The organism is Microbacterium sp. CCH5-D1, from assembly GCF_001557335.1.
GTDB lineage: Bacteria > Actinomycetota > Actinomycetes > Actinomycetales > Microbacteriaceae > Microbacterium > Microbacterium oxydans.
Genome location: NZ_LSJW01000192.1, coordinates 1 through 24,534, shown reverse-complemented (window position 1 = coordinate 24,534; position 24,534 = coordinate 1). Strand labels below are relative to the sequence as shown.

The window sequence follows — 24,534 nt, the reverse complement described above, 5'->3', positions numbered from 1 at the left end:
GGGAGGCGGCCCGCTCTGTCGTCACCGCGGGATCAGGGGCGTCAGAGCCGTTCGACGATGGTCACGTTCGCGACCCCGCCGCCCTCGCACATGGCCTGCAGACCGTAGCGTCCGCCCGTGCGTTCGAGCTCGTTGAGCATCGTGGTCATCAGCCTGGTCCCGGTCGCGCCGATGGGGTGACCGAGCGCGATGGCTCCACCGTTGACGTTCACCCTCTCGTGCGGAGCATCGAGCTCGCGCATCCAGGCGAGCACCACGGGAGCGAAGGCCTCGTTCACCTCGAACAGGTCGATGTCGGAGACCCGCATCCCCGCGCGCTCCAGCGCGAGCTTCGTGGCGGGGATCGGAGCGGTGAGCATGAGGATCGGACTGTCGCCGCGCACCGTCATCTGATGGATGCGGGCACGGGGCGCGAGCCCGTGGTCACGTACGGCCTGCCCGCTGGCGATGAGCACGGCGCTGGACGCATCGCTGATCTGCGACGACACGGCGGCGGTGATCCGTCCACCCTCCCGCAGCGGCGCGAGCCCCGCCATCCGCTCCAGCGTCGTGTCGCGGCGCACACCCTCGTCGTGGTCGAGACCGTTCAGCGGAGCGATCTCGCGGGTGAAGCGACCCTCGTCCTGAGCCAGGGCGGCTCGACGATGGCTCTCCAGGGCGAACCGCTCCATCTCCTCGCGGGAGATGTCCCACTTCTCGGCGATCAGCTCGGCACCGGCGAACTGCGAGATCTCCTGATCGCCGTAGCGGCCGGTCCAGGCGGGCGACTGCGCGTACGGCGTGGTGAAGCCGTAGGACTCCCCCACGGTGGCTGCGGCGGTCAGCGGCACCTGCGACATGCTCTGCAGTCCGCCCGCGATCACGAGGTCGCTCGTGCCGCTCATCACGGCCTGCGCCGCGAAGTGCACGGCCTGCTGGCTCGACCCGCACTGCCGGTCGATGGTCACCCCGGGAACGTGCTCGGGGAATCCGGCGGCGAGCAGGGCCGTCCTGGCCACGTTGCCGGATTGGCCGCCGATCGCGTCGATGACGCCCAGGATCACGTCGTCCACCGCACCGGGGTCGATCCCCGTCCGGTCGACGAGCGCCCGAAGGCTGTGGGCGCCGAGGTCCACAGGGTGGACCTCGGCGAGCGATCCGCCGCGCCTGCCGACCGGCGAACGGACCGCGTCGACGATGTATGCCTCAGCCATGATCGCGCCTCTCCTCCAGTCCCTCGGGACTCTCTAGGCCGGGAACACCAGCCGGAACCGCTCGCAGACCACCGGCATGTCCGGTTCGTAGCCGCGCGGGTTCTCGGAGTGGGTGCGCCAGTAGCGTTCGTGCACCTCGCGCCAGTGCGTCAGCGTGCGGTCGCCCTCCCCCTCGGCGAAGGCATGGGCCTCGTCGACCTCGTCGAACGGCGCGATGTCGATCGTCGTGGTCTCGATCACAGCCCGCGGGGCGCCGGTGCCGTCCAGGATGATGCTGAGCTCGCCCACAGCGGGGAGAGGGTCGCCGGTCGCGTCGTAATCCCAGAGGGACGACGCGGTGCCGACCTTGATGCCGTCGAGCACGAGTGCCAGCAGCTCGTCGGCGTGCTCGGGCGTCGCCCCGAACCCCCAGGCTTCCGGCCGCGTCTCCGGGAGGTGAGGCAGGGCGGTCCGCACGGTGCGCCAGTATTCGGCGATGACCTCGTCGCTCATCTGCTCACCGACCCGAGACCTTGCCGAACACCTTGGCGATGGGGGCGAGCACGAGCGGACGCGCAGCCGCCCATCCGATTGCGATCACCACGAGCGACAGGATGAACACCCAGAATCCGGTCCACGTCACCGCGTCCTGCGACGCGAACATGTGGTTCAGGTTACGCAGGAACCCGGTCAACATGACGAGCGCCACGTGCGCGATGATGAACGCCACGAAGTACAGCATGATCGGGAAGTGCAGCGCCCGCGCCCACTCGACCGGGTACGCCTTCGACAGCTTCTCGGCCTTCTTCGGCCACAGCCCCGACATGCGGAAGCCGGTGATCGCGGCGAGCGGCGCCGCGATGAACACGGTGGCGAAGTAGGCGAGCTGCTGCAGGCTGTTGTAGTTGTTCCAGCCGTTCTCGTGCGGCCAATCGAACGAGATGTACTGCAGGGCCGCCGAGAGGGCGTTCGGGAACACCTCCCAGCTGGTCGGGACGATGCGCACCCAGTGCCCCGTGACGAACAGCAGCACGACGAAGATCACGCCGTTGACGAGCCACAGGATGTCGAGCGACTGGTGGAACCACAGGTTGAGGCTGATCTTGCCCTTCGCGTTGTTGCGAGGGGTCCAGAAGACCGTCGGACGCTTCTCGGTGCGCACCTGCAACCCCGAGCGGATGATCAGCACCATCAGGAACATGTTGAAGAAGTGCTGCCACCCGATCCACGGGGCGAATCCCGGCTCGACGGCGATCCCGGGCTCGTACTCGCCGGGGAAGGCCGCCAGGAAGTCCTGCATGAACGGGAAGCTCAGGAGCGTGCGCACGAACGCGATGGCGGCTCCGGCGAGCACCCCGAGCGCAGCGGCTCCGAACAGCACGCCGATCGCCTGGGTCCACGTCGGGCGCGGGCGGCCGGTCGTCGGGGCCGACGTCTGTGGGAGGTGTCGGGGCGCTCGTCCGTTCCACACGGTCTGCGTCCACGGGAGCGGAGTCGAGACGTCGGCGAGCACGGACGACGGTCCGGTCGCAACGGCAGGAGTCGCGGCAGCCGCGACGGGAACGACTGCGGCCGGCACGACGGACTCGGGCGCGACGGGCTCGGCTGGGGCGGCAGCAGAGAGGGGAACAGTGTCGGCGGGCGGCCACGGATCTCCGCCGGCGACACGAGGCAAGCCGCGCCGGACACCGGTGCCGTCGGCCGTGGCCACCGCGACGGGGGCGGAGGTCTCTGCCGCAGAGATGTCCGCTGTGGCGGTCGACGCCGCGGGCGCTGGCACGGATGCTGACGCAGCCGGCACGGGGTCCGACACCGCCGACCCCGGAGAGGGAGCGGGTACTGCCGCAGCGGGTTCGGGCACCTCGGCGGGAGAAGTGGGAGCGGTCGGCGACGTCGACGGCGGCCAAGGCTCCCCGCCCGGCACACGCGGCAGACCGCGACGGACCCGCGCTGCCCCACCGGCCGTTGCCGGAGCGGCCGCTGCAACAGCAGCCGTCACGGTCGCCGGCGATGCCGGGCCGGCGGGGCCGGTGGCCCGGACAGTCACGTCGACGTCCGAAGACACCGCGACCTCCGGAATTGTCGCGGGCTCGTCGGGCGCCGCGCTCGTCACCGCGTCCGCCGCCCGATCATCCACCGTGGCATCCTCCGCCACCGCATCAGCGGGAGGCCAGGGATCTCCTCCAGGCACGCGCGGCAGACCGCGTCGCAGCATCCGCGTCGCCATGGCTACTTCTTCCGTGCCTCGAGTGCCGCGATCACCTGTGGGACCACGGTGAACACATCGCCGACGATGCCGAAGTCCGCGACGTCGAAGATCGGCGCATCCGCGTCCTTGTTGATGGCGATGATGTTCTTCGATGTCTGCATGCCCGCGCGGTGCTGGATCGCTCCGGATATGCCGAGTGCGACATACAGCTGCGGCGACACCGAGACGCCGGTCTGTCCGACCTGATGGGACTGCGGGATGTAGCCCGCGTCGACGGCCGCGCGCGAGGCACCGACGGCCGCGCCGAGCGCGTCGGCGAGCTCTTCGACGAGCACGAACTTCTCCTTCGACGCAAGACCTCGGCCACCGGAGACCACCTTCGTGGCTCCCCGCAGCTCGGGACGGGAGGAGGCGACCTCCACCGCCTCGACCGGGCCCGCCGTGGCCGCGACGGCCCCGGACGGAGTGACATCGAGCACCTCGACCGAGTGCGATGCGACGGCTTCGGCGCGCGCGTCGACAGCTCCCTGACGCACCGTGATCACCGGAGTCCCGAACGTGGGAGCCGAATCGACCAGGTACGCCCCGCCGTAGACCGAGTGGTGGGCCACGACGCCTTCGTCATCGCGCGAGACCCCGACGGCATCGACCGACAGCGCACTCTTCGTGCGCACCGCGAAGCGCCCGGCGACGTCGCGGCCGGAGATCGAGTTCGAGATGAGGACGGCATCGGGTCGCACCTGGGCTGCGGCTGCCTGCAGTGCGTCGACGATCGGCACCGTGAGCGCAGCCGGTTCCCCGTCGGCGGTCAGCACCACGGATGCCCCCGCCGCCGCTGCCTGATCCACGGCCGCGGGACCGCCGCCGACGATCAGGGCCACCGGCGAACCGATCGTGGAGGCGGCGCCGATGAGGGCGGCCGTGCTGGTCGCGACGTAACCGGAGGGGTCGATGTCGACGAGGACGAGGATCGGGTTCTCGGAAGAGGTCATCTCACACCAGCCTGTTCTGCACGAGGTAGTCGACGAGCTTGTCGGCGGCGTCGCCCTCGTCGATGATCTTCACTCCGGCCGCGCGCGGGGGCTTCTCCGCCACCGCGGTCATGATGGTGCGCGGGGCGACGGACGGATCGGCCGAGACGTCGAGGTCGGCGAGGGAGAGCACCTCGAGCGGCTTCTTCTTCGCCGCCATGATGCCCTTGAAGTTCGGGAAGCGCGCGTCGGGGAGCGCCTCGGTGATGGAGATCACGGCGGGCAGCGGCGCCGAGACCGGCTGGCTCCCGGCGTCGGCGCCTCGCACTCCGGAGATGCCGTCGGGGGCGATCTCGACCGAGGTGAGAGCGGTGGCCTGGGCGAATCCGAGGTGCTCGGCCAGCATCGCGGGGATCACTCCACCGGAGCCGTCCGTCGACAGGTTGCCGGTGATGACGAGGTCGGGAGCGCCGCGGCGGATGGCCGCGGCCAGCACCTCGGCGGTGAGTCCGAGATCGGCGCCGGTGAGCTGCTCATCGGCGATGTGCACGGCGGATCCGGCACCGATCGCGAGAGCCCTGCGCACGGACGCGGTCGAGCTCTCCGGAGCCATCGAGACCGCGACCACCTCGGTGCCGTCGTTCTTGTCGGCGTAGCTGAGCGCGACCTCGAGGGCCCGCTCAGTGATCTCGTCGAGCACGACGTCGCCCGCCGCGCGATCGGCGAGTCCGGTCTCGAGATTCAGCTTGCGATCGCCATAGGTGTCCGGCACCTCTTTGACCAGGACGAAGATCTTCATCGATTGCTCCTCACGACTCCTGCAATTCTAGACCGCGATACTGAGTACCAACCCACTTGCGACTGAGACTCAGCGCTGACCGGGGCTGAGATGTGCCGAGATCGAGTGCGTCGCGCGCCGTCGCCGTGCCCCGCACTCCCGCCACTACCGTAGAGAGATGGCCAGACCCCGTCCGCTCCCCATCGATCCGCTCGCCGAGGCGAAGCGGCAGTGGCTCGCGCACGGATGGACGGAGGCCGCCGACGGCATGGCCCTGGTCACCTCGGTCATGCGGGCCCAGCAGCTGCTGCTCGCACGCGTCGACGCGGCGCTCAAGCCGTTCGCCCTGAGCTTCGCCCGCTACGAGGTGCTGCGACTGCTCGCGTTCAGCCGCGCGGGCAGCCTTCCGCTGTCCAGCGTGGTCGCCCGCCTCCAGGTGCACCCGACCACGGTCACGAGCACGGCCGAGCGTCTGGTCCGCGATGGTCTGATCGCGCGTGAGCCGCACCCGCACGACGGACGCGCCGCACTCCTCGTGCTGACCGAATCCGGTCGGGAACTCGTGGAGCGCGCCACCCGGGCTCTCAACGCCGACGTCTTCGCCGAGCCCGGCCTGAGCCGCGACGACGCGGCGGAGCTCGTGGCGATCGTGGCCCGGCTGCGCAAGGACGCCGGTGACTTCGCCGACCCGCGTCCGCAGCCCGAAGCGCTCTGACATGCCGCGGTTCGCGCTCGAGACGGTCATCGGCGCGACGCCCGCCGAGGTGTTCGCCGCCTCGCTCGACCCCGAACTGCACGTGAAGAGCATGGCCCGATTCGGCGAGACGATGGTCGAGGCGCCGGCGGGCGGCGTCTTCACCGAGGGGACGACGGCGACCTGGCGAGCACGCCACTTCGGCATCCCGTTCCGACTGCGCTCGCTGGTGTTCGACGTCGATCCGCCGCACGGGTTCTCGGATCGGCAGATCGCCGGGCCGTTCGCCGCGTTTTTGCACGAGCACCGCTTCGAGGAGCATCCGGAGGGCACGCTCATACGCGACACCGTGACGTTCCGCTCACCGTTCGGTCCGCTCGGTCGGCTGGTCGACGCGTTGGTCCTCGGCAGGTACATGCGCCGCCTGATCTCCGAGCGCAACGCCATTCTCGCCGCCGAGTTCGGGGAGCCCGGGCGTACTCTTTCGGCATGAGCGAACTGCGCCTGCACACCGTCCTCACCGGCCGCGGCCCCGCGGCGGCCATCCTGCTCACCGACGATCAGGTCGCGTCCCTGGGTGCGGGCAAGGCGTTCCCCGTGGCCGTGACGATCGGTGGGCGCACCGCGCGTTTGCGCTTGGCACGCATGGGCAGCGAGAACATGATCGGCTTCAGCAAGGCCGTCCGCGCCGACCTGGGGCTCGACATCGGCCAGGAGATCGACGCCGTGATCAGAGTGGATGCGGCCGAGCGCACGGTCGACGTTCCGCCCGAGCTCGCCGCCGCGTTGGACGCCGACCCCGCACTGCGCTCCGCCTTCGACGCCCTGTCGTACTCGGTGCGCAAGGAGCACGCGCGAAGTGTGGCCGAGGCGAAGCAGGAGGCGACGCGCGAACGCCGGATCACGAAGATCGTCGACGCACTCCGCAGCTGACGGCGTGACGAACTCCGCAGAAGTACTCATCGGGCACCACGCAGAGCGCCGCTTCCGGCATGGCGTCCTCAGTTCTGCGGAGTCGTTCACGAGCGGTCAGCGGTTCTGGAAGTCCGGTGACCGCTTCTCCCGGAAGGCCGACATGCCCTCCTTCTGATCCGCGGTGTCGAACAGCGCGGCGAACGCCTGCTTCTCGTGCGCGAGCCCTTCGGCGAGGGTCGTCTCCATCGCCGCGTCCAGCGCGGCCTTGGCGGCGAACACGGACGGGAGCGACTTCGAGGCGATGGTGTCGGCGAGTTTCGTCGCCTCGGTCAGGAGCTCCGCGGTCGGCACGACACGGGACACGAGGCCGGAGCGCTCGGCCTCCTCCGCCCCCATGAACCGGCCGGAGAGCACGAGCTCGGCTGCTTTGTAGTAGCCGACTGCACGGATCAGACGCTGCGTGCCACCCATGCCGGGGATCACGCCGAGATTGATCTCGGGCTGCCCGAACCTGGCGTTGTCGGCCGCGAGGATGATGTCGCACATCATGGCCAACTCGCACCCGCCGCCCAGCGCGAACCCGGAGACGGCCGCGATCACGGGGGTGCGCACCGCGGCGAACTCATGCCACACACCGAAGTGATCGGTCTCGAGCATCTGCGCCGCCGACATGCCCTCCATCTCCTTGATGTCGGCACCCGCGGCGAACGCCTTCTCCGACCCGGTGACCACGATCGCGCCGACGCCCTCGTCCGCATCGAAAGCGAGCGCGGCGGCGGTCACCTCCTCGGCGATTCTGCTGTTCAACGCATTCAGCGCTTCCGGCCGGTTCAGGGTGATCCACCCCACCCGTCCGCGCTGCTCGACCAGGATCGTCTCGTACTCGGTCATGTCGCCCTCTCCGTCGTGGTTGCGTTCCACCTTCACCCCTGCGTTCGAATCGCGCAAATGGTGGCTCCCAGGTGCCCGATGGAACCATTCGCGCGATTCGAACGGCCGTCATCACACGCGGTCGTCGCGGATGTCGGTGATGATGCCGGAGAAGTCGCGGCTCGCCCCGTCTCCGGCAGCGAACGCGGCGTAGATCTCCTGGGCGAGTCGGCCCATCCGCGCATCCGTCGACGTCTGCTCGATCGCCTGCAGCGCGAGACCGAGGTCCTTCGCCATCAATGCACCGGCGAATCCGGGCTGGTAGTCGCGGTTCGCCGGGCTCGTGGGCACCGGTCCGGGCACGGGGCAGTTCGTCGTGATCGACCAGCACTGCCCTGACGCCTGGGACACGACGTCGAAGAGCGCCTGGTGCTCGAGCCCGAGGCGCTCCCCCAGCACGAATGCCTCCGCGACGGCGATCTGCGAGACCGCGAGCACCATGTTGTTGCAGACCTTGGCCGCCTGTCCGAGCCCAGATCCGCCGCAGTGCACGATGCGCTTTCCCATCACCTCGAGGAGTGGGAGTGCCGCGGCGAAGTCCTCGTCCGACCCGCCCACCATGAACGCGAGAGTGCCGTTCTCCGCGCCGACCACTCCCCCGGACACCGGGGCATCGACGTTGCGGTGTCCGGCGGCGAGAGCGAGCGCGTGCGCGGCACGGGCCTCGTCGACCGCGATGGTGGACGACTCGATGAAGAGCGTGTCCGGGCGGGCCGCCGCGAGCAGCTCGGTGCGATACGCCTCGATCACGTGCTTGCCTGCAGGGAACATCGTGATGACGACATCCGCCTCCGCCACGGCCTCCGCCCCGCTCGCCGCCACCGCGATGCCGGCCGCCCGCGCTGCCTCGATCGCCGCCGGAACCAGGTCGAAGCCGTGCACCTCATGACCGGCGGCGACGAGGTTCTTCGCCATCGGCAGTCCCATGTGCCCGAGTCCGAGGAAGGCCACGGCCGCTTTCGACGACGACCCGGTCATGATGCGCTCCGCATCTGATCTCCGCCACGCTGCACGGACGCCGAGCCCGCCGGTCGCAGCATCTCGCGTCCGACGATCAGACGCATGATCTCGTTCGTTCCTTCCAGGATCTGGTGCACCCGCAGGTCGCGGACCACCTTCTCGATCCCGTAGTCCTGCAGGTAGCCGTAGCCGCCGTGCAGCTGCAGGGCGCGATTGGCGACGTCGAATCCGGCATCGGTCGCGAACCGCTTGGCCATGGCGCAACGCATCGTCGCGTCCGGCGCGTGCTCGTCGACCGCCTGCGCGCCATCGCGCACCATCAGCCGGGCGGCGTGCAGGTCGGTGCGCATGTCGGCGATCGCGAACAGGATCGACTGCTTCTCGGCGAGCGGTTCGCCGAACGCCATCCGCTCGTGGACGTACTGCACAGCCTTGTCGAGCGCCCATTGCGCCCCGCCCAGCGAGCACGCGGCGATGTTGAGCCGACCGCCGTTGAGCGCCGACATCGCGATCGCGAACCCGCGTCCCTCGTCGCCGAGCATGGCGGATGCCGGGACTCGGACGCCGTCGAGGATCACCTGTCGGGTGGGCTGCGCATGCCACCCCATCTTCTTCTCCGGTGCGCCGAAGCTGAGGGATTCGGAGTCTCCCGGCACGAGGAACGCGCTGATACCGCGTGCTCCCGGTTCTCCCGTGCGCGCCATCACGACGTAGACGGCGGCCTCGCCCGCACCGGAGATGAACTGCTTCACTCCCGTGAGCACGTAATCGTCGCCGTCGCGGACCGCACTCGTCGCGACGTTGGCCGCATCAGACCCCACCCCCGGCTCTGTGAGGCAGTAGCCGCCGAACTCCGACATCGCGGTGAGCTGCGGCAGCCACGTCGCGCGCTGGCTGTCATCACCGTAGGTGTCGATCATCCACACGACCATGTTGTGGATGGAGATATACGCCGCGACCGCCGGGTCACCCTTCGCGAGCTCCTCGAAGATCGCGACGGTGTCGAGCCGACTGAGTCCACTGCCCCCGAACTCCTCGTCGACGTAGATACCGCCGAGCCCGAGCTCTCCTGCACGGTTCAGCGATTCCCGGGGGAACAGGTGCTTCTCGTCGCGTTCCGCGGCGTGGGGGGCGAGCTCGGTCTCGGCGAACTCGCGGACGGCGCCGATGATCGCCTCGCGCTCCTCGGCGGTGGTGGTGACGGTGGTCATGGTCATCGCTTTTCCTTAGAAGTTGGGTCCCTGAGCTTGTCGAAGGGTCAGTGCATCGTGGGGATGACGAAGCTGGCGCCGTCGCGGATGCCTGCCGCGGGCCAGCGACTCGTCACCGTCTTGGTCTTCGTGTAGAAGCGGAAGGCATCGGTGCCGTGCTGGTTGAGGTCGCCGAAGCCGCTGCGCTTCCACCCGCCGAACGTGTAATAGGCGATCGGCACGGGGATCGGTACGTTCACCCCGACCATCCCGACCTCGACGCGGGCCGCGAAGTCACGTGCGGCGTCGCCGTCGCGCGTGAAGATCGCGACGCCGTTGCCGTACTCGTGCTCCGAGGCCATGCGCAGCGCCTCCTCGTAGTCGGCGGCGCGGGCGATCACCAGCACAGGGCCGAAGATCTCCTCGCGGTAGACCGCCATGTCGGTGGTGACGTGGTCGAAGAGGGTCGGTCCGAGATAGAACCCCTCTTCGTGCCCTTCGACCGTGAAGCCGCGACCGTCGGCGAGCAGCGTCGCACCCTCGTCGATCCCTTGCTGGATGTAGCCTTCCACCCGTTCGACGGCCGCCCGCGTGACCAGAGGTCCGTAGTCGACGTCCGCGGCGAGGGAAGGGCCCACCCGCAGCTGGGCGACACGTTCGGTGAGCTTCGCGGCGAGGGCGTCTGCGGTCTCCTGCCCCACCGGCACGGCGACCGAGATGGCCATGCAGCGTTCGCCCGCCGAGCCGTAGCCGGAGCCGATCAGCGCGTCGACGGCCTGGTCGAGGTCGGCATCCGGCATCACGATCATGTGGTTCTTGGCACCGCCGAAGCACTGCGCGCGCTTGCCGTGGGCTGCGGCCGTCGCGTAGATGTACTCCGCGATGGGCGTGGACCCGACGAAGCCGACCGCGCGGATGCGGTCGTCGGTGAGCAGCGTGTCGACCGCCTCCTTGTCGCCGTGCACCACGTTGAGGACGCCGGCGGGCAGGCCCGCCTCGAGGAGGAGTTCGGCGATGCGCACCGGCACGGAAGGGTCACGCTCGCTGGGCTTGAGCACGACCGCATTACCGGCGGCGAGCGCGGGGCCGGCCTTCCACAGCGGGATCATGGCGGGGAAGTTGAAGGGTGTGATCGCGGCGACGACCCCGAGCGGCTGCCGCATCGAGTACACGTCGATGCCGGTTCCGGCGCCGGTGGAGTACTCGCCCTTGAGGAGGTGCGGAGCACCGGCGGAGAACTCGATGACCTCGAGCCCCCGCTGGATGTCGCCCTTCGCGTCGTCGACCGTCTTGCCGTGCTCGCTCGCGAGGAGTTCGGCCAGAGACGTCATCTCGCGCTGCACCAGGTCGAGGAAGCGCAGCAGCACGCGGGCGCGCTTCTGCGGGTTGGTCGCTGCCCACCCCACCTGCGCCTCTTCGGCGTTCCCGATCACGCGGCGCACCTCGTCGGCCGATGCGAGCGGAACCCTGGCCTGCACAGCGCCCGTGCTCGGATCGAACACGTCGGCGAAGCGACCCGAATCGGGAGTGAGAAGCGATCCGCCCACGAAGTGCGGGATAGTACGAGTCATTGTGTGACATCCCTCCGTGCCGTCGTTGGCACATTGGGGAGTTTACTCGGAGCACCGGACATTTACTAGGACATCCTTGTATCTTCCGGATCGACCTCGCGCGCGGCAGTGTCGGGTGTTCGCACCGCGTTCACCGTCCGGCCATCTCGCCCGGGTAGAACTGCAGATGCGCGGACAGAGACTCAGACCGGATCGGGTGTCACGTCCACCGCGCGCACGGTGAGCGTTCTCGCTCCCGTCGCGGCTCCCACGCCGCGTGACCCCCGCCGAATCGGGTCGGCGGGGGTCCTCCTCGTGGAGGCGGGAACGGCCTGGAGCACGCCGCATCCGAATTAGAATCGACGGTGCGCTGCCACCCCTGGCGCATCCGCTTCGGCGTCTTCACCCCGGACGCCCGTTCCCCCGAGGACCGCACCATGTCCGAACCCCTCACCGTGTCCATCCGCCGCGAAGTCGACCCCGAGCGCATCGTCGAGGCGACCGCCTGGGTGCAGACGGGGGTGAACCTCGCGACGAAGTATCCGGGCTTCCTCGGCTCAGGCTGGGTGCGCGCCGGCGAAGACTCGCAGGTCTGGCACATGCTCTACCGCTTCGCGAGCGAGGATTCGCTCACCGCGTGGGAGCAGTCGGCCGAGCGGGCATGGTGGCTGTCGATGGGCGAAGGTTTCGTGCGCAGCGAGCGCTCCAAGCGCCGCACCGGGATCGAGGGCTGGTTCGACGAGCCGACCACCGGGACGATCACGCTTCCGTCCTCCGACGGCACCACCGAGACGGTCACTGTCGCACCCGCCCCGCCGCGCTGGAAGCAGGCGACCTCGATCTGGCTCGGCTTCTTCCCGGTGAACCTCGCTTTCACCTACGCGATGAGCCCCGTCCCCGGCTGGAACGAGCTGCCGATCTGGCTGCGCGTGCTCGTCACCACTCTCGTGCTCACGCCGATCATGGCGTACTGGGTGCTCCCGTTCGTCACCCGCTCGCTGCGGAGCTGGCTCGCCCGCTGACCGCGCGCTCGGCGTCGTGCTCCTGAGCGACCGCGAGCATCGGTTTTCCACGCCCGCCGCTCCCGCGCCACGCGGGCACCGGCCGGTACGGTGAGCCCATGCGATCGACACCCCGCGCCCTCCGCATCGCTCTCGCCACCGTCGCGGCGCTCAACCTCCTGTCGGCTCTGATCGGAATGGTCGGGTTGACGGTCGGCGGCGGGATGGGACTGCCGCCCGAATGGCTCGACGGCAGCATCTTCGACTCCTACGTCTGGCCAGGGATCATCCTGGGCGTCGTCGTCGGCGGCGTGCAGGCGCTGGCTCTCGTCGCGCAGTTCGGCCGATTCGGCGTCGCGGGGGCGATGCACGCGGCGGCCGGGCTGACGATGATGATCTGGATCTTCGTCGAGATCGCCATGATGCTCGTCTGGTCGCCGCTGCACGGCATCTTCTTCGCGACCGGCCTGATCCAGACCGTGCTGGCGGTGCTCGCGCTGGGCGCCTGGCCCCGACCCTTCTTCGCGCGGGACAGCCGGACGCACTGATGGCTGTCCCCGCGACGAAGGACGACCTGCTCACGGCGATCCGGACGGAGTACGCGCGCTTGTGCGCCGACCTCGATCGGGTGCCGACGGACTCCGCCCGCGAACTCGTGCTGCCCGGTCATGTCAAGGACACCATGATGAGTCCGGCGGACCTTCTCGCTTATCTGATCGGCTGGAACGAGCAGGTGCTCACCTGGCACGAGCGTCGCGCCGCCGGGCTCCCCGACGAGCTGCCGGCGGCAGGTTTCGGCTGGAACGACCTCGGGGCTTTGGCTCAGCACTTCTCCCGCGACCACGAGAACGCGTCCTGGGTGGAGCTGCGTGCACGCCTCGACGACGCAGAGCAGCGGATCGAAGCCCTCGTCCTGAGTCGCTCGGACCAGGAGCTCTACGGCGCCCCGTGGTACCGCGCCTGGACGATGGGGCGCATGATCTCGCTCAACACCTCATCCCCCTACCGGAACGCGCGTGGTCGCATCCGCCGCTGGCTCCGGGCCCGCTGAGCGCCGGCTCAGGTCCCCTTCCCCGGCGAGACCCCCTCGTCGGGCGAATCCACGAGCGAGAGCGGATCCGCAATGTCCTCCAGCGACTTGCCCGCGGCGCTGACCCCGAAGATTCCGCAGATGACGCCGCCGAACATCATGATCGCCGCCCCGAGCACATAGCCCCAGAAGAGCGGACCGCGGTCGCCGCTCTCGGCGCTCTGCCCGATCAAGGCACCGTAGAGCACCGGAGCGATCGCGCCGACCAGCTGACCGATCGAGAAGATGTACGAGATGACCTGGCTGCGCAGCTCCAGCGGGAAGATCTCGCTGACCGTCAGATAGGCGGCGGATGCTCCGGCCGACGCGAAGAAGAACGAAGCGCACCAGAACGCCGTGTGCGTCGCGGCGTTCAGCACCCCGGCGTTGAACAGGAAGGCGCTGACCAGCAGGATCAGGCCGGCGAGCATGTAGGTGCCGAACAGCATGCGACGGCGACCCCAGGTGTCGAAGAAGTGCCCGAGGATGAGCGCCCCGGCGAGGTTCCCGACGGCGAACACGATGAAGTACTGCGACGCCGAAGCGGGCGGGGTGTCGTAGAAGTTCTCCAGCACCAGCGCGTACGTGAAGAAGATGGCGTTGTAGAGGAAGGACTGCGTCACCATCATCGTGATGCCCACCAGCGTGCGCCGCGGGTACTTCTTGAACAGCACCTTCGCGATCACGAGGAACGGCACGCGGCCGTACTCCTTGACCGTGATGGCCTTGCTCTCGTCGACGGGTGGGATCGTCTTGCCCTCCTTGCGGATGCGCTCCTCGATCTCGTCGACATTGCGCTCCGCCGCCTCTTCGCGTCCGTGCGTCATCTGCCAGCGCGGGCTCTCCGGGATGTGCCGGCGCATGTAGATGAGCAGCAGTCCGAGGAGGGGTCCGAGGAAGAAGCTGAGCCGCCACCCGATGTCCTCGGGAAGGATGTCGGTGTTCAGGAAGAACACGTTGGCCACGGCACCGAGCGCCGCACCACCCCAGTAGGTGCCGTTGATCGCGATGTCGACGCGTCCGCGGTACCTCGCCGGGATGATCTCGTCGATCGCCGAGTTGATGGCCGCGTACTCGCCGCCGATACCGGCGCCGGCCACGAAGCGCCAGATGTAGAAGAACCACGGCGCGAAGGCGAGCCCTGCGACCGCGGAGCCCACGAGGTACACGGCAAGGGAGACGAGGAAGAGCTTCTTGCGTCCCAGGCGATCGGTGAGGCGTCCGAAGAAGAGGGCACCGAAGACCTGACCGAGCAGGTAGCACGTGCCGGCGAGCCCCACCTCGGCCGGCCCCATGCCGAGGGTCGCGGCGTATCCGTTCGCGGCGACGATCTGCACCTCGAGGCCGTCGAGGATCCACGAGAACCCGAGCCCGACGACGATCAACCAGTGGAATCGCGACCACGGCAGCCGGTCCATACGTGCGGGGACGAGTGACCTGACCTCCTTGACGGCGGCGTCGGATGCGGACATGGGCCCTCCTTCGTACGGGACGCGCTTCCGTCCCCGGGGTCTGTCCTACTCCCGTCGCCGACTTCGCCGCAGCCACCTTGACCCGGGAGCCTCCGGGGCGCTACAGCGTTGGAATCGCGCGAAGGTTCCATCCCGGGTGGAGATGGAGCCATTCGCGCGATTCGAAGGGCGGGGTCAGCCGACGTGGCGCTCGTCAGGGCCGTCGTAGAAGGAGAGGGGGCGGATGAGCGCGTTCGATCCGGCCTGCTCGATCACGTGGGCCGTCCACCCGGTCACGCGTGCCGCGACGAACAGCGGCGTGAAGGTGAGGGTGTCGAAGCCGATCAGGTTGTACGCGGGACCAGAGGGGTAGTCGAGGTTCGGGTAGATGCCCTTGCGGGCGACGAACTCCGACTCGAGCGCGTCGTACAGAGCCGCGACCTCCGGGCGGTCGTAGTGCTCCACCAGGGTGTCGAGGGCGGCCTTCATGGTCGGCACGCGGGAGTCGCCCCTCTTGTAGACGCGGTGCCCGAAGCCCATGATCTTGCGCTTCTCCGCGAGGGCCTTGTCGAGCCAGGACTCCACCGCGTCCGCCGACCCGATCTCGTCGAAGATGTGCAGCACGGCCTCGTTGGCCCCTCCGTGCAGCGGACCCTTGAGTGCACCGATGGCACCGACGACGGCCGAGTAGATGTCACTCAGCGTCGAGGTGATCACCCGCGCGGTGAAGGTCGAAGCGTTGAAGGAGTGCTCGGCGTAGAGGATCATCGACCGGTTGAAGGCGTCGACCACGACGTCGTCCGCCTCCTCCCCGAAGGTCATCCAGAGGAAGTTCGCCGAGTAGTCGAGGTCGTCGCGCGGGGCGATGAGCTCCTGACCGCGACGACGACGCTGACCGTACGCGACGATGGCCGGCAGCGCGGCGAACAGCCGGATGCTGCGCTCGAGGTTCTGCTCCGGGCTGCCGCCCGCATCGAGCACCGAACCCCCGGCGCCGGGATCGGACGCGCCGATCAGGCTGACCGCGGTGCGCACCTCGTCCATCGGATGCGCCTCGAGCGGCACCAGGTCGATCGCCGCCTTCACGTTGTCGGCGAGCGCGCGGTGCTTCCGCTCCTCCAGCCGGAACGCGGCGAGTTCTTCGGGGGTCGGCAGCTCGCCGTTCCACAGCAGATACGCCACCGCCTCGAAGGGCTGGGTGTCCGCCAGCTCCTGCACCGGGTAGCCGCGGTACAGCAGGCTGTTCGTCTCGGGGTTGACCTTCGAGATCGCGGTCGTGTCGACGACGACGCCCGCGAGGCCCTTCTTGATGTCCGGCTCGGTCATGGTCACTCCTTCGTGATGGTGAAGTTGAAGACGCCCGAGTCGAAGTGGTTGTACGACTCGTAGTCGATCAGATCGTAGAGATCGGCGCGGTGCTGCATCTCGCCGAGCTTCGAGGTCAGGTGCCCCTCGTCGTTCAGAGTATCCAGTGCGCGGCCGGCAGCCCCCATCGAGATGCGCAACAGCGACACCGGCCAGATGACCAGGTTCACTCCGGCGTCGCGGAGGCTGTCGACGGAGAACAGCTCGCTCTTGCCGAACTCGGTCATGTTCGCCAGGATCGGCACGTCGAGCGCCTCGGCCATCGCCTCGAACTCGCCCAGGGTGCGCATCGCCTCGGGGAACACGGCGTCGGCGCCGGCATCCACCAGCGCCTTCGCGCGGTCGATCGCGGCGTCCAACCCCTCGACGGCCCGAATGTCGGTGCGCGCCATGATGAGGAAGTTCTCGTCGCGGCGGGCGTCGGCCGCCGCACGGATCCGCTTGATCGCGGTGTTCTCGTCGACCACGGCCTTGCCGTCGAGGTGACCGCAGCGCTTCGGGTTGATCTGGTCCTCGATGTGGGTGCCGGCGAGACCCGCGTCTTCGAGCTCCTGGATCGTGCGGGCGACGTTCATCGGTTCCCCGAAGCCGGTGTCGGCGTCGACGATCGCGGGGAGGTCGGTCATGCGGGCGATCTGCTTGGCGCGGCCGGCGACCTCGGTGAGCGTGGTGAGGCCGATGTCGGGGAGCCCCAGGTCGGCGGAGAGCACGGCGCCGGAGATGTAGACGCCGTCGAAGCCCTTCTGCTCGATCAGTCGGGCGCTCAGCGGATTGAACCCGCCGGGGAAGCGCAGCAGCTCCCCGGAGGCCAGTCGCTCCCGGAAGAGGCGCCTCTTCTCGGCAGGTGTGACGGTGGAGTACAGCATCAGAACAGACCCTTCGGGGCGTCGGCGGCTTCGAGCAGTCCGGGCTTCGCGACGATCGACAATTCGCCGACCTCGGCAGCGGTCAGTTCGGGCAGGCGCTGCACGAGGGCGAGGAAACGCTCGATCTCGGCGGGCTCGAGCACGGGCTGCGCCAGCAGACGGAACTTCGCGATGTAGTTCTCGCGGGCGAAAGGACGCGCTCCGAGGGGGTGCGCATCGGCCACGGCGATCTCGTCCACCACGACCTCACCGTCGGTGAGGCGGATCTCGACGCGACCGCCGAACGCCTTCTCGGCCGGGTCCTCGGAATGGTAGCGGCGCGTCCACTCGGCATCCTCGGCCGTGGTGATCTTGTGCCACAGCGCGACCGTGTCGGCGCGACCAGCGCGCTCGGGGGCATAGGAGTCGACGTGGTGCCAGCCGCCGTCCTGCAGGGCCACCGCGAAGATGTACGGCACCGAGTGGTCGAGGGTCTCGCGCGACGCGGTGGGGTCGTACTTCTGCGGGTCGTTCGCGCCCGAGCCGATCACGTTGTGCGTGTGGTGGCTGGTGTGGATGACGATGGACTCGATGTTCGCAGGGTCGCGCAGCGCGGGGTTCTGCAGGCCGAGCTTGCGGGCGAGGTCGATCAGCGCCTGCGCCTGGTACTCGGCGGAGTGCTCCTTCGTGTACGAGTCCAGGATCGCGCGCTTGGGCTCGCCGGCGGCGGGCAGCGGCACGTCGTACGAGGCGTCCTTGCCGTCGAGCATCCACGCGATCACGCCGTCTTCACCTTCGTAGATCGGCGCGGGGCTGGTCTGACCGCGCATCGCCCGGTCGACCGCCTCGACGGCCATCTTCCCGGCGAAGGCCGGGGCGTGCGCCTTCCAGGTGGAGATCTCACCCTTGCGGCTCTGGCGGGTGGCGGTCGTGGTGTGCAGCGCCTGGCCGACCGCCTGGTAGATCGTCTCGACGTCGAGACCGAGGAGAGTGCCGATACCGGCGGCCGCGGACGGGCCGAGGTGGGCGACGTGGTCGATCTTGTGCTTGTGCAGGCAGATCGCGCGCACCAGGTCCATCTGGATCTCGTAGCCGGTGGCGATGCCGCGCACGAGAGCCTGGCCGTCCTTGCCGGTGTGCTGAGCGACCGCGAGGATCGGCGGGATGTTGTCGCCGGGGTGCGAGTACTCGGCTGCGAGGAACGTGTCGTGGTAGTCGAGTTCACGCACGGCGACGCCGTTCGCCCAGGCCGCCCACTCGGGGCTGGTGCGGTGATCGAGCTCGGCGCCGAAGAGGTTCGCGCCGACGCCGCCGGTGGAGACGGGGTGGCTGAACGCCTGCGCACGAGCCGCGTTGATCGGCGCACGGGTGAGGGAAGCGGCGGCCACCGACGCGTTGTCGATGATGCGGTTGATGATCATGTCGACGACGGGCCGCTCGACCTCGACCCGGTCGGCGGCGACCTCGGCGATCTTCCAGGCGAGCTGGTCTTCCCTGGCGAGGTTCTCGTCGCTGCGGTGCACACGGACGTGGTGGCTGACGGTCATTTCTTATCCTTCACTGTTACGGGAATCAAGGGAGTCGAGGATGCCGGCGAGCGCGTTGTGCAGGTGCACGTGCGTGGCATGGGCGGCGAGGTCGCCGTCGCGGGCGGCGAGTGCTTCCGCGATGGTGCGGTGCTCGGCGGCGGAGGCGGCGAGTCGGGCGGGCTTGTCCCTGGCCATCCGCCGCACTCTCACGAGGTGGGTGCGCACGGTGCGCAGCGCGGAGGCGATGTAGTCGTTGGCGACGGCCGCGTCGAGGGCCGCGTCGAAGCGGGCGATGAGCGCGTAATAGGCGTCTCGACCCTCGACGGCGTCGAGGTCGACATGCGCGAACTCGTCGGCGAGGGCTGCGAAGAGCTGCGCGTCGCCCCGGGCGGCGGCGAGGCGTGCCGAGGATTCCTCGAGCGCCCGACGGATCTCGAAGAGGGAGCGGATGTCGTCGGCGTCGAGGTCTGCCACGACGGTGACGCGCGGAGACTGCTGCACCACGAGCCCGTCGGCGATCAGGCGACGGAGCGCCTCGCGCATCGGTGTACGGCTCACTCCCAGGCGCTCGGCCTGCTCGACCTCGCCGAGCACGAAGCCGGCTGGCAGGGCACCGGACTGGATGCCGTCGAGCAGCGCCGCATACGCGCGGTCACCCGCGGAGGTGCGTTCAGCGACGAGGCTCATCCCCTCAGTGTATACATAAACCCGCCCTGCACTCCTCCTCTCACCCCCTGCGCCGACTGTACGTATACAAAACCCCGCTCCGGTCGGGAGGGGCGGGTTCGCCGAGCTTCACCACGACCACGCCGATCAACACCAGCACACCGCCGAAGGCCTGCAGCAGGTCGGGGAGCTGGCCGAGCAGCAGCCAGCCGAACAGCAGCGCGGCCACGACCTCCGCGAGTGCGACGAAGGAAGCGAGCCGCGACCCCAGCATGCGCGTCGAGGCGATGCCCAGCAGATAGGCGAGAGCGGTCGCCACCACCCCCATCGCGAGCACCGGGACGAACCAGGGAACACTGCCGAACCGGTAGGAGATGTCGTCGGTCGTCCATGCGATCGGCAGCACGCCGATCGCGCCGGCCGCAGTCAGCCCCAGTGCCCCGAGCAGGAGTCCGCTGCCGGCCAGGGCGAGGGGCGGCAATCCCGTGTCGGCCTTGGCGGACAGCACGAAGTAGGCGGCAGCGCCCACCATGGCGCCGAGGGCCCACAGGATTCCGGACACGTTGACGTCGGCACCCGTGAGGACGTCGAGCATGAGCACGAGCCCGACGAAAGCGATCGCCGCACCGAGCAGGCTCTTGCGGCTCGGCCGCTCCCCTCTCCGCAGCCAGAGCCACAGCAGTACCGCGACCGGGGCGGTGTACTCGATGAGCAGCGCCAGCCCGACGTCCATCACCGCGACCGCCTGGAAGTAGAAGAGCTGGGTCGCGGCGACCGCGAGCAGCCCGTAGGCGAGGATCATGCCCGCATTGCGCCGCAGCAGCGTCCACCGTCCTCGCAGCGACAGGATCGTGGGGACGAGCAGCACGAGGGCGGCGACCCAGATGCGCGCGGTGACGGCGGCACCGGGACTCCACCCTGCGTCGATGAGCCCCCGCGCCCATCCGCCCGACATGCCGAAGGCGAAGGCCGCGGCGAGGGCGAGCGGCAGCCCGAGACGCACACCCCTGGCGGAGTGCACAACCGCGTCATCGCTCACCATGCTCATGATCGATGACGCTACTCCCGCGCGTTGTAACATGTCAATATGATCTTCACCGATGACACGGAAGAGGCGTTGCGCTCCGCGGTCTGGCTCGCGAACTCGGCGGAGCAGCCGGACACACTCACCGACATCGACGACGAGGGCACCTTCCTCCACGAGTTCCCCTACACCGGCCGCCTGGACCGCGATGAGGCCGAGGTCGCCTCGCTTCGCGGACTGCGTCCCCGGCTCCGTGCGATGCTGCTGGCGCCGCGCGACGAGATGGCCGCGCACGTCAACGACGCCCTCGCGGAGTCCCGCCTCACCCCCGCGCTGCGCCGTCATGACGGCGTGGACTGGCATCTGCACGCGGTGGCGGACGAGCAGCCCCTTGCCGAACGCATCCTGATCGAGACCGCGATGGCCCTGATCGACGTCATCCGTGCCGACGAGGGCTCGCGCCTCACCGTCTGCGAGGACGACACCTGCCGGGCCATCGCGCTCGACCTCTCCCGCAACCGCTCGAAGCGCTATTGCTCCACCACGTGCGCGAACCGCAACGCCGTCGCCGCCTACCGCGCGCGCCGCGCCGAGTCCTGAGCCGACGCCGACTCCTGAGCCGACGCAGAATCCTGAGCCGACGCAGAATCCTGAGCCGACGCAGAGTCCTGGGCCTGAGCCGGCGCAGGAGCCTCCTCCGACGCACCCGTGCCGACACCCGCCATGCGCGGGCGGGAGTGCTTCCGCCAGGCCAGCGGTGAACGACCGAAGCGCCGGCGGAAGGCTCGCGAGAACGCCGCCTCCGATTCGAACCCGACCGCATGCGCGACGGCACCGACCGCCATCGCCGTGGTCTCGAGAAGCTTCGAGGCGGCAAGCATCCGACGCTCCGCCACGTAGGCGGCAGGCGACTGACCGACGACGGCGGTGAACCGGTGGGCGAAGGCGGACCGTGACTGGTGCGTCAGGGCTGCGAGGTCGTCGACCGTCCACGGATGCTCGGGATTACGGTGGATCGCCGCCAAGGCCGGCGCGAGGGTCTGGTCGAGGGCGGTGGCCAGCCACCCCGGCTCGACCTTGTCGGAGGCCGACCACTCCCGCAGGGCATGGATGAAGACCAGGTCCAGGATGCGCGAGATCATGATGCACGCGCCGGGTCGGCGCTGTCCGAGCTCATCGAGCAGCAGTCGCAGGCTCAGCCCCAGCCACTCGTTTCCCGGCCGGGCCGACGATATGTGCACCACCGGGGGAAGAGCAGCCATCGACGGGCCGCCGAGCTCGCTCTGCGCGCGGAACTCGCCGGTGACCCAGCCCGGCGCCGCCTCCGCGCCGATGCCGCGGTCGGACTCGACCAGCTCGCGGGCGGGGACCGTCGAATCGGCGGTGGCGATGCTGTGCGCGAGCCCCTGACGGACCAGCACGAAATCACGGGGCTCGAGCACGATCGGCATCGCCTGACCGTCGACCCGGACGATCAGCCGCGAGTCGACGGCGAAGTGCACTCGAGTGACGCCCGAGGGGATGTCCACGTGGAAAGGAACGGGCGGCGCGTAGAGCATCGCGTCCCGCCCGTCCAGGCGAGCGTGCAGGAGTGCTTCCGAGAGCGCGTCCACGGCATGATCGGCAGTCGATGCAGGATCGGCATGTTTTCGCAGGTCATCAGTCATGGTTTTTGCCCCAGAGTCCAACCTACTCTCTTCTTGGTTCCAGACCAGGAACCAACCGAAGGTCACGCGCGCCCTGCACGAGCGACCGCGAACGACAGGAGACGAACATGTCCGACAAGCCCGCCATCGTCCTGGTCCACGGCTTCTGGGGAGGGGCAGCTCACTGGGGTCCCCTGATCCTCGAACTCCGTCGCCGCGGCTACGACGATCTGCACGCGGTCGAGAACCCGCTCACCTCCCTCGCCGACGACGCAGAGCGCACGCAGAAGATGGTCCGTCAGATCGACGGCCCCGTCCTCCTCGTCGGGCACTCCTACGGCGGCGCCGTCATCACGGAGGCCGGCGACCTGCCCAACGTGGTGGGCCTCGTCTACGTGGCGGCGTTCGCTCCCGACGCCGGCGAGAGCGCAGGGCAGATCACTCAGGAGAACCCACCGGCCGCGGTCGACGCCATCGCCCCCGACTCGGACGGCTATCTGTGGATCGCACAGGACCGTTTCCACGAGAGCTTCGCCCAGGACCTCTCCGCCGACGACGCGCTGGTCATGGCCGTCACCCAGAAGGCCCCCCTGGGGTCGACGTTCGGTGACACCGTGACGGCGCCCGCATGGAAGGCGAAGCCCACCTGGTACCAGGTCTCGACCGCCGACCGGATGATCAATCCCGACAACGAACGACGCATGGCGACGCGCATGAACCCGCGTCAGATCATCGAGCTCGACGCGAGCCACGCCTCCCTTGCGTCGCAGCCGGCCGCGATCGCCGACCTCATCGATGCCGCGGTCGCGGGGTCCAGCCTGAGCTGACGCGACGGCGGGGCGCCTCACTTTCGAATCGCGCGAATAGTTGCATCTGACGCTCGGATCCAATCATTCGCGCGATTCGAAGGGCCGGGAGATCTGGACGCCACCTGTCATAACAGGTAGGGTGAACCTGTCATTACAGGTTGCGCAGCGTCGCAGCACCCGTTACGAGGAGCACCGATGCCCGAGTTCCACGCCCCGCCGATCTCCCCCCTGGCGATCGCCTTCGACGCCGAGAAGCTCACGCTCTCGCCCGAAGGGCCGACTCTCACCCGGCGGATGTCCGACCTCGAGGGGCTCTTCCTCGACGCAGAGGCCTGGGCCACGGCATCAGCCGGCGAGAACCCCGTGGTCTACACCGTGGTCAGCTCCCCCGTGCCCGAGGTCGACCGCGAGCTGCCCCAGTCGATCACCACGATCATGCCCGGGGACACGAGCGGAGAGCTCTGGATGACCAAGGGCCACCAGCACCCGAACCATCAGGGCGAGATCTACCTGGCGCTGAAAGGTCGCGGCGGACTGCTCATGTTCGACGGCGAGCGCACCGAATGGCTCGACATGCTCCCTGGCACGATCGGCTACATCCCGCCTGGGTGGGCGCACCGCTCGGTGAACACCGGCGACGAGCCGTACTCCTTCCTCGCGGTGTACCCGGGTGGAGCGGGCCACGACTACGGCTGGGTGCTGGAGCACGGGATGGGTTCGCGGGCTTACCGGTCACCCGAGGGCGTCGAGCTGCGTCCGTACGCGGGATAGGCGCCACCATGATCATCGCGCACGACCTGGGCACGACGGGGAACAAGGCCTCCCTGCACCACGACGACGGCCGGATCGTCGCCTCGGTCACCGTCGCCTACCCCGCGCACTTCGCTGCGGGCGGCGTCGCCGAGCAGAACCCGGACGACTGGTGGAACGCGGTCGTCGCCGCCACACGTGACCTGATCGCCCGCACCAGCACGCCCACGAGCGACATCGTCGGACTCGTGGTGAGCGGGCAGATGATGGGCGCCGTCCTCCTCGATGCCGAGGGCGAGCCCGCGCGACCGGCGATCATCTGGGCCGACACGAGAGCCGGAGCCCAGCAGCGCGAGCTCGAGGACGCGATCGGCGCCGAACGCGCGTACGGGATCCTGGGGCACCGTCTGAACCCCACCTACTCGGTCGAGAAGATCATGTGGGTGCGCGACAACGAGCCCGACGTCTGGGCGCGCGTGCGCCGGGTCTGTGTCGCGAAGGACTTCATCGTGCTGCGCCTCACCGGGCGTCTGGCGACGGACCGTTCCGACGCGTCAGGCACCAACGCCTACGACCAGGCGGCCGGCACCTGGTCGGGCGAGGTGCTGCGGGCCGCACGCCTCGACCGCGCGCTGTTCCCCGAGATCCTCGAGTCGACGCAGATCGCGGGAGCGCTGACGGATGCCGCTGCGACCGCGCTCGGGCTGCACACGGGCGTGCGGGTGGTGATGGGCGGCGGCGACGGTCCCCTGGCCGCGGTCGGATCGGGCGTGGTCGCTCCGGAGGACGGCGCCTACGTGTGCCTCGGCACCTCGTCGTGGATCTCGTTCGCAGCGGACGCTCCGCTGCACGATCCGGGAATGCGCACCTTCACGTTCGACAACGTCGTCCCCGGCTCGTTCGTGCCCACGGCGACCATGCAGGCCGGCGGTGCCTCCGTGCAGTGGATCGCCGAGGCCCTCTCCCCCGACCCCGCCCACCCGGAGACCGGACGGCTGACGGCCGAGGCC

At 69.2% G+C, this 24,534-nt stretch carries 26 protein-coding genes; 10 read left to right on the top strand and 16 right to left on the bottom strand.

Annotation, left to right across the window (positions count from 1 at the left end):
* Positions 1-41 precede the first annotated feature (41 nt).
* Genes AX744_RS11655 through AX744_RS11635 form a run of 5 tightly spaced genes read right to left on the bottom strand, consistent with a single transcriptional unit; the run spans position 42 to position 5,151 of the window.
* Positions 42-1,193: an acetyl-CoA C-acetyltransferase gene (locus AX744_RS11655; protein WP_061017028.1), complete on the bottom strand. Its 1,152-nt coding sequence runs from the start codon at positions 1,191-1,193 to the stop codon at positions 42-44.
* Between the two features lie 33 nt (positions 1,194-1,226).
* Positions 1,227-1,685 carry an ASCH domain-containing protein gene (locus AX744_RS11650; protein ID WP_061017026.1) on the bottom strand — a complete coding sequence of 153 codons (459 nt, stop codon included), beginning with the start codon at positions 1,683-1,685 and terminating at the stop codon, positions 1,227-1,229.
* Positions 1,686-1,689: 4 nt separating this feature from the next.
* Positions 1,690-3,399, bottom strand: a complete 1,710-nt coding sequence (locus AX744_RS11645) for a cytochrome b/b6 domain-containing protein (protein ID WP_061017023.1) — start codon at positions 3,397-3,399, stop codon at positions 1,690-1,692.
* Between the two features lie 2 nt (positions 3,400-3,401).
* A complete protein-coding gene (locus AX744_RS11640; RefSeq protein ID WP_061017021.1) occupies positions 3,402-4,373 on the bottom strand; it encodes an electron transfer flavoprotein subunit alpha/FixB family protein in 972 nt (323 codons plus the stop codon).
* Between the two features lies 1 nt (position 4,374).
* Positions 4,375-5,151, bottom strand: a complete 777-nt coding sequence (locus tag AX744_RS11635) for an electron transfer flavoprotein subunit beta/FixA family protein (RefSeq protein ID WP_058632939.1) — start codon at positions 5,149-5,151, stop codon at positions 4,375-4,377.
* Between the two features lie 157 nt (positions 5,152-5,308).
* On the opposite strand from AX744_RS11635, the gene AX744_RS11630 reads away from it, so the two are divergent.
* From AX744_RS11630 to AX744_RS11620, 3 genes are read left to right on the top strand one after another with little or no spacing between them, the layout of a single operon-like run.
* Entirely contained in the window at positions 5,309-5,845 is a 537-nt protein-coding gene (locus tag AX744_RS11630; RefSeq protein ID WP_045264412.1) for a MarR family winged helix-turn-helix transcriptional regulator, read from the top strand.
* A complete protein-coding gene (locus tag AX744_RS11625) occupies positions 5,805-6,317 on the top strand; it encodes an SRPBCC family protein (RefSeq protein WP_231728796.1) in 513 nt (170 codons plus the stop codon). Before AX744_RS11630 ends, AX744_RS11625 begins: the two co-directional genes overlap by 41 nt.
* Complete coding sequence (locus AX744_RS11620; RefSeq protein WP_061017017.1) at positions 6,314-6,757, top strand: YdeI/OmpD-associated family protein; 444 nt, start codon at positions 6,314-6,316, stop codon at positions 6,755-6,757. Before AX744_RS11625 ends, AX744_RS11620 begins: the two co-directional genes overlap by 4 nt.
* Before the next feature lie 96 nt (positions 6,758-6,853).
* Here AX744_RS11620 and AX744_RS11615 read toward each other — a convergent pair whose 3' ends face one another.
* The 4 genes from AX744_RS11615 to AX744_RS11600 form a co-directional block, all read right to left on the bottom strand.
* The gene (locus AX744_RS11615; protein WP_061017060.1) at positions 6,854-7,630 is read right to left on the bottom strand and encodes an enoyl-CoA hydratase-related protein; all 777 of its coding nucleotides are present in this window, start codon (positions 7,628-7,630) and stop codon (positions 6,854-6,856) included.
* A gap of 111 nt (positions 7,631-7,741) precedes the next feature.
* Positions 7,742-8,647: a 3-hydroxyisobutyrate dehydrogenase gene (gene mmsB, locus AX744_RS11610; RefSeq protein ID WP_058632942.1), complete on the bottom strand. Its 906-nt coding sequence runs from the start codon at positions 8,645-8,647 to the stop codon at positions 7,742-7,744.
* Positions 8,644-9,846, bottom strand: coding sequence for an acyl-CoA dehydrogenase family protein (locus AX744_RS11605; protein WP_061017016.1), 1,203 nt, complete (start codon positions 9,844-9,846; stop codon positions 8,644-8,646). The genes mmsB and AX744_RS11605 overlap by 4 nt, the downstream gene beginning before the upstream one ends.
* A 41-nt stretch (positions 9,847-9,887) precedes the next feature.
* Entirely contained in the window at positions 9,888-11,390 is a 1,503-nt protein-coding gene (locus AX744_RS11600) for a CoA-acylating methylmalonate-semialdehyde dehydrogenase (protein WP_061017014.1), read from the bottom strand.
* Between the two features lie 416 nt (positions 11,391-11,806).
* Between AX744_RS11600 and AX744_RS11595 the strand changes: the two genes are divergently transcribed.
* The 3 genes from AX744_RS11595 to AX744_RS11585 all read left to right on the top strand — a co-directional run bounded on the left by AX744_RS11595 (position 11,807) and on the right by AX744_RS11585 (position 13,421).
* Entirely contained in the window at positions 11,807-12,391 is a 585-nt protein-coding gene (locus AX744_RS11595; protein WP_046747548.1) for an antibiotic biosynthesis monooxygenase, read from the top strand.
* Positions 12,392-12,489: 98 nt separating this feature from the next.
* The gene (locus AX744_RS11590; protein ID WP_197429222.1) at positions 12,490-12,918 is read left to right on the top strand and encodes a hypothetical protein; all 429 of its coding nucleotides are present in this window, start codon (positions 12,490-12,492) and stop codon (positions 12,916-12,918) included.
* Positions 12,918-13,421 (top strand): ClbS/DfsB family four-helix bundle protein, encoded by a 504-nt coding sequence (locus AX744_RS11585; protein WP_061017012.1) that lies wholly within the window; start codon positions 12,918-12,920, stop codon positions 13,419-13,421. The genes AX744_RS11590 and AX744_RS11585 overlap by 1 nt, the downstream gene beginning before the upstream one ends.
* A gap of 8 nt (positions 13,422-13,429) precedes the next feature.
* On the opposite strand, the gene AX744_RS11580 is transcribed toward AX744_RS11585, so the two are convergent.
* The 6 genes from AX744_RS11580 to AX744_RS11555 all read right to left on the bottom strand — a co-directional run bounded on the left by AX744_RS11580 (position 13,430) and on the right by AX744_RS11555 (position 20,343).
* Positions 13,430-14,911, bottom strand: coding sequence for an MFS transporter (locus tag AX744_RS11580; protein WP_061017009.1), 1,482 nt, complete (start codon positions 14,909-14,911; stop codon positions 13,430-13,432).
* Between the two features lie 174 nt (positions 14,912-15,085).
* Positions 15,086-16,216, bottom strand: coding sequence for a bifunctional 2-methylcitrate synthase/citrate synthase (locus tag AX744_RS11575; RefSeq protein WP_046747546.1), 1,131 nt, complete (start codon positions 16,214-16,216; stop codon positions 15,086-15,088).
* A 2-nt stretch (positions 16,217-16,218) separates the two neighbouring features.
* Positions 16,219-17,121 (bottom strand): methylisocitrate lyase, encoded by a 903-nt coding sequence (gene prpB / locus AX744_RS11570; RefSeq protein WP_061017007.1) that lies wholly within the window; start codon positions 17,119-17,121, stop codon positions 16,219-16,221.
* Entirely contained in the window at positions 17,121-18,647 is a 1,527-nt protein-coding gene (locus tag AX744_RS11565) for an MmgE/PrpD family protein (protein ID WP_061017005.1), read from the bottom strand. The genes prpB and AX744_RS11565 overlap by 1 nt, the downstream gene beginning before the upstream one ends.
* 3 nt (positions 18,648-18,650) lie before the next feature.
* Complete coding sequence (locus AX744_RS11560) at positions 18,651-19,316, bottom strand: GntR family transcriptional regulator (protein ID WP_061017003.1); 666 nt, start codon at positions 19,314-19,316, stop codon at positions 18,651-18,653.
* Positions 19,317-19,356: 40 nt separating this feature from the next.
* Positions 19,357-20,343 (bottom strand): EamA family transporter, encoded by a 987-nt coding sequence (locus AX744_RS11555; protein ID WP_061017001.1) that lies wholly within the window; start codon positions 20,341-20,343, stop codon positions 19,357-19,359.
* Positions 20,344-20,382: 39 nt separating this feature from the next.
* Here AX744_RS11555 and AX744_RS11550 point away from each other — a divergent pair, with 39 nt between their 5' ends.
* Positions 20,383-20,919 carry a CGNR zinc finger domain-containing protein gene (locus tag AX744_RS11550; protein ID WP_061017000.1) on the top strand — a complete coding sequence of 179 codons (537 nt, stop codon included), beginning with the start codon at positions 20,383-20,385 and terminating at the stop codon, positions 20,917-20,919.
* Here the strand turns inward: AX744_RS11550 and AX744_RS11545 are convergent.
* A complete protein-coding gene (locus AX744_RS11545) occupies positions 20,892-21,986 on the bottom strand; it encodes an AraC family transcriptional regulator (RefSeq protein WP_082738502.1) in 1,095 nt (364 codons plus the stop codon). The genes AX744_RS11550 and AX744_RS11545 overlap by 28 nt on opposite strands.
* A 107-nt stretch (positions 21,987-22,093) precedes the next feature.
* Between AX744_RS11545 and AX744_RS11540 the strand changes: the two genes are divergently transcribed.
* The 3 genes from AX744_RS11540 to AX744_RS11530 form a co-directional block, all read left to right on the top strand.
* Positions 22,094-22,792: an alpha/beta hydrolase gene (locus AX744_RS11540; protein ID WP_061016995.1), complete on the top strand. Its 699-nt coding sequence runs from the start codon at positions 22,094-22,096 to the stop codon at positions 22,790-22,792.
* A 177-nt stretch (positions 22,793-22,969) separates the two neighbouring features.
* Entirely contained in the window at positions 22,970-23,545 is a 576-nt protein-coding gene (locus AX744_RS11535) for a glucose-6-phosphate isomerase family protein (RefSeq protein WP_046747538.1), read from the top strand.
* 8 nt (positions 23,546-23,553) lie between these two features.
* Positions 23,554-24,534, top strand: a 981-nt coding sequence (locus AX744_RS11530; RefSeq protein ID WP_061016993.1) for an FGGY family carbohydrate kinase, incomplete at its 3' end; no start/stop codon positions are given.

What these genes read in the sequence shown, in the direction of transcription:
- AX744_RS11655 (WP_061017028.1), bottom strand. Translation starts at nt 1,193, where the DNA reads ATGGCTGAGGCATACATCGTCGACGCGGTCCGTTCGCCGGTCGGCAGG.
- AX744_RS11650 (WP_061017026.1), bottom strand. Translation starts at nt 1,685, where the DNA reads ATGAGCGACGAGGTCATCGCCGAATACTGGCGCACCGTGCGGACCGCC.
- AX744_RS11645 (WP_061017023.1), bottom strand. Translation starts at nt 3,399, where the DNA reads ATGGCGACGCGGATGCTGCGACGCGGTCTGCCGCGCGTGCCTGGAGGA.
- AX744_RS11640 (WP_061017021.1), bottom strand. Translation starts at nt 4,373, where the DNA reads ATGACCTCTTCCGAGAACCCGATCCTCGTCCTCGTCGACATCGACCCC.
- AX744_RS11635 (WP_058632939.1), bottom strand. Translation starts at nt 5,151, where the DNA reads ATGAAGATCTTCGTCCTGGTCAAAGAGGTGCCGGACACCTATGGCGAT.
- AX744_RS11630 (WP_045264412.1), top strand. Translation starts at nt 5,309, where the DNA reads ATGGCCAGACCCCGTCCGCTCCCCATCGATCCGCTCGCCGAGGCGAAG.
- AX744_RS11620 (WP_061017017.1), top strand. Translation starts at nt 6,314, where the DNA reads ATGAGCGAACTGCGCCTGCACACCGTCCTCACCGGCCGCGGCCCCGCG.
- AX744_RS11615 (WP_061017060.1), bottom strand. Translation starts at nt 7,630, where the DNA reads ATGACCGAGTACGAGACGATCCTGGTCGAGCAGCGCGGACGGGTGGGG.
- mmsB (WP_058632942.1), bottom strand. Translation starts at nt 8,647, where the DNA reads ATGACCGGGTCGTCGTCGAAAGCGGCCGTGGCCTTCCTCGGACTCGGG.
- AX744_RS11605 (WP_061017016.1), bottom strand. Translation starts at nt 9,846, where the DNA reads ATGACCATGACCACCGTCACCACCACCGCCGAGGAGCGCGAGGCGATC.
- AX744_RS11600 (WP_061017014.1), bottom strand. Translation starts at nt 11,390, where the DNA reads ATGACTCGTACTATCCCGCACTTCGTGGGCGGATCGCTTCTCACTCCC.
- AX744_RS11595 (WP_046747548.1), top strand. Translation starts at nt 11,807, where the DNA reads ATGTCCGAACCCCTCACCGTGTCCATCCGCCGCGAAGTCGACCCCGAG.
- AX744_RS11590 (WP_197429222.1), top strand. Translation starts at nt 12,490, where the DNA reads ATGCGATCGACACCCCGCGCCCTCCGCATCGCTCTCGCCACCGTCGCG.
- AX744_RS11585 (WP_061017012.1), top strand. Translation starts at nt 12,918, where the DNA reads ATGGCTGTCCCCGCGACGAAGGACGACCTGCTCACGGCGATCCGGACG.
- AX744_RS11580 (WP_061017009.1), bottom strand. Translation starts at nt 14,911, where the DNA reads ATGTCCGCATCCGACGCCGCCGTCAAGGAGGTCAGGTCACTCGTCCCC.
- AX744_RS11575 (WP_046747546.1), bottom strand. Translation starts at nt 16,216, where the DNA reads ATGACCGAGCCGGACATCAAGAAGGGCCTCGCGGGCGTCGTCGTCGAC.
- prpB (WP_061017007.1), bottom strand. Translation starts at nt 17,121, where the DNA reads ATGCTGTACTCCACCGTCACACCTGCCGAGAAGAGGCGCCTCTTCCGG.
- AX744_RS11565 (WP_061017005.1), bottom strand. Translation starts at nt 18,647, where the DNA reads ATGACCGTCAGCCACCACGTCCGTGTGCACCGCAGCGACGAGAACCTC.
- AX744_RS11560 (WP_061017003.1), bottom strand. Translation starts at nt 19,316, where the DNA reads ATGAGCCTCGTCGCTGAACGCACCTCCGCGGGTGACCGCGCGTATGCG.
- AX744_RS11555 (WP_061017001.1), bottom strand. Translation starts at nt 20,343, where the DNA reads ATGAGCATGGTGAGCGATGACGCGGTTGTGCACTCCGCCAGGGGTGTG.
- AX744_RS11550 (WP_061017000.1), top strand. Translation starts at nt 20,383, where the DNA reads ATGATCTTCACCGATGACACGGAAGAGGCGTTGCGCTCCGCGGTCTGG.
- AX744_RS11545 (WP_082738502.1), bottom strand. Translation starts at nt 21,986, where the DNA reads ATGACTGATGACCTGCGAAAACATGCCGATCCTGCATCGACTGCCGAT.
- AX744_RS11540 (WP_061016995.1), top strand. Translation starts at nt 22,094, where the DNA reads ATGTCCGACAAGCCCGCCATCGTCCTGGTCCACGGCTTCTGGGGAGGG.
- AX744_RS11535 (WP_046747538.1), top strand. Translation starts at nt 22,970, where the DNA reads ATGCCCGAGTTCCACGCCCCGCCGATCTCCCCCCTGGCGATCGCCTTC.